Annotated in this window: 3 protein-coding genes; 1 reads left to right on the plus strand and 2 read right to left on the minus strand. The window is 52.6% G+C overall.

Features of this window, described 5'->3' with window-relative positions:
• Positions 1-157 precede the first annotated feature (157 nt).
• A complete protein-coding gene (purQ, locus tag ROTAS13_RS22905) occupies positions 158-832 on the plus strand; it encodes a phosphoribosylformylglycinamidine synthase subunit PurQ (protein WP_027297138.1) in 675 nt (224 codons plus the stop codon).
• A 90-nt stretch (positions 833-922) separates the two neighbouring features.
• Here the strand turns inward: purQ and ROTAS13_RS22910 are convergent, their stop codons facing one another.
• The gene (locus ROTAS13_RS22910; protein ID WP_075823536.1) at positions 923-1,615 is read right to left on the minus strand and encodes a DUF6977 family protein; all 693 of its coding nucleotides are present in this window, start codon (positions 1,613-1,615) and stop codon (positions 923-925) included.
• A 5-nt stretch (positions 1,616-1,620) separates the two neighbouring features.
• Positions 1,621-2,262 carry a DarT ssDNA thymidine ADP-ribosyltransferase family protein gene (locus tag ROTAS13_RS22915; RefSeq protein WP_075823537.1) on the minus strand — a complete coding sequence of 214 codons (642 nt, stop codon included), beginning with the start codon at positions 2,260-2,262 and terminating at the stop codon, positions 1,621-1,623.
• Positions 2,263-2,487: the final 225 nt, after the last annotated feature.

Genomic DNA, 2,487 nt, shown 5'->3' on the forward strand with positions numbered 1-2,487 from the left:
CGGTGGAGCTGTGCGTAGATGTGATCAAGAGACAGGCGCACCCTCGACCGCTGGGTCACCGCCGCCGCCATCGCCGCCTGCCTCACCATCGTCCTGATGGGCGGCCTGCACTACCTGAAGCTCTGGCAGAACTGACCTCCACGGAAAGGCACCCCCCATGAAGGCCGCCATCGTCGTCTTCCCCGGCACCAACCGCGAGCGCGACATGGCCCTCGCCCTCAGGCGCGCCTCGGGCCACGAGCCCCTGATGCTCTGGCATGGCGAGCACGCCCTCCCCCCGGGCCTCGACCTCGTCGTCCTCCCCGGCGGCTTCTCCCATGGGGACTACCTCCGCTGCGGCGCCATGGCCGCCCAGTCCCCCATCATGCAGTCCATCAAGGACTTCGCGGCCAGGGGCGGCCACGTCCTGGGCGTCTGCAACGGCTTCCAGATCCTCACCGAGGCCGGCCTCCTCCCCGGCGCCCTCCTCCGCAACGCCGGCCTCCGCTTCCTCTCCATGGATTGCGTCCTGCGCGTCGAACGCGCCGGCACCCCCTACACCGCCCGCTGGCAGCAGGGCGAAACCTTCCGCGCCCCCATGGCCCATGGCGACGGCAACTACTTCGCCGATGACGCGACGCTGGACCGGCTGGAGGGCGAGGGCCTCGTCGCCTTCCGCTACGCCGACCGCAACCGCAACGGCGCCGTCCGCGACATCGCTGGCATCCTCTCCCCCAACCTCCGCATCCTCGGCATGATGCCCCACCCCGAGAACTACGCGGACCCTCTCACCGGCGGCGAGGACGGCCTGCCGCTCTTCCAAAGCATCGCGGAAACCCTGGTCGGGGCCTGATCACTTCGGGCGTCGCAGCGCAGGGGCCCTGCCCCTGCACCCCGGCAGGAACCTGAGGTTCCTGCACCTCCCATCCGCGATTTGGCATAATTATTTGGTTATCGTTGTCCGAAATAAGTCGTTATCAGATCCGAAATTGCTAATAGCCTCGATAAACGCTTCCTTAGTAGAGACAACTTCCTCTAAAATACCTTTGCGAGTAAGTGACGAAAATAGCGCTACAGAGTAAGCTTGACAGCTAAATGATTTTTCAGGATTAAACTCTATATCTGTAAATGCTTCGTGCGTCTCAATAGCGCGATGAAGATCTACCTGCTTACGTAATGCGTTGATATAAAGCCAATTGTAAAATGCTGCCTTGGGTTCCAGACCCCATGATGTTTTAAAAAATTGAAATCCAATCAGCCGCCCTGATTTTTTCAGTCTTTCGTCCCTTTTGGCATCTCCAGCATTTTTCTCCAAAAGATCTATATAAGGACCACCATTTTCGAAAACTTTACTTGCTTGATAAGCACATTCGACTGTAAATGTTCTGTTCTGGCCCAAAGTTGTAAATGAAAGGTTAAATGCACTTAAAGCAATACCGGCATCGCTTTCTGATTTTGTAGAAACTTCGAGTATATCTTTAAAATTTAAAACTTCTTTGGCAGAGTTATGCAATGAAACTACGGATTTTTTTCTTTGCGTAGCAGACATGCCGGGGAACCATTTAAAATCAACCAGCCTCACTTTGACCAAACTTTTTGCATGAATATCAGGAATGAATACAGGTCTAGTTGCCATATTAATCACACACCTCCACGGATGTATGGTCTAGATGAAAAAAACCCATCTTCCGATTTTTTTGTTGCGTGCACAATTTTCCCCTTCAAAATATCAGAAAAATCCGCTGCATCCCTAATATTTTCGAAAACAGCAGCCATAATATCACTGGGCTCAATGGTATCAAATACTAGCACTTCAGCCTGCACATCAGTTGGATCATAAGAAAGTAGTTTTTGAGACAACCGCGAAGGGTAACCTTCTAACTCAGCAAACATTTCCATGAAAGCTTCAATTTTTCGTCGTTCCGACAATAGGCGACGCGACACAGCGCTTGACGCAGCATTATGGCAACAGAATACACAATCCTTCTCCCACAGAATTTTCGGGTGAAGAGCCAAAACCACCCATCGGGACGACCTGTTATCGCATCTATATCTATAAAACATTTTGTAATTTGGAAAACCTATAGATAGTGAAGTTGCCGCCCGACAACCATCAAGACGAAGCCTGTCATTGATCTGTGGAAGCAAATTCATGTTTTGCGCCAACTCAACAGAGCAAATTCCATGCTTCATAATGGACGGAAGATTCGAAGTTCTAGTAAAGTGGAGTAAAAAGCTTATTCCACGTATCTGGACGAAGTGCCGAATAGCGTCTCTGGACATACGAAAACGATTCCCGGGTGGTACTCCCAAAGTGCAACTTATACGTGTATATGACTAGAAAAATCTACTGCTGTTTGTAAAAGTTACGTAGGAAAACTTGCCTATTTCCCACCCCCATGCTACACTCCCGCCCATGCGCCACCCCTCCCGCCTCTCCCCACCCCAACCCTTCCACCCCCTCACCGACGACGAGTGGCTCGCCCTCCTCCCCCACATCCTCCCGCG

It is taken from the genome of Roseomonas sp. TAS13 (assembly GCF_001950415.1).
GTDB lineage: Bacteria > Pseudomonadota > Alphaproteobacteria > Acetobacterales > Acetobacteraceae > Roseomonas > Roseomonas mucosa.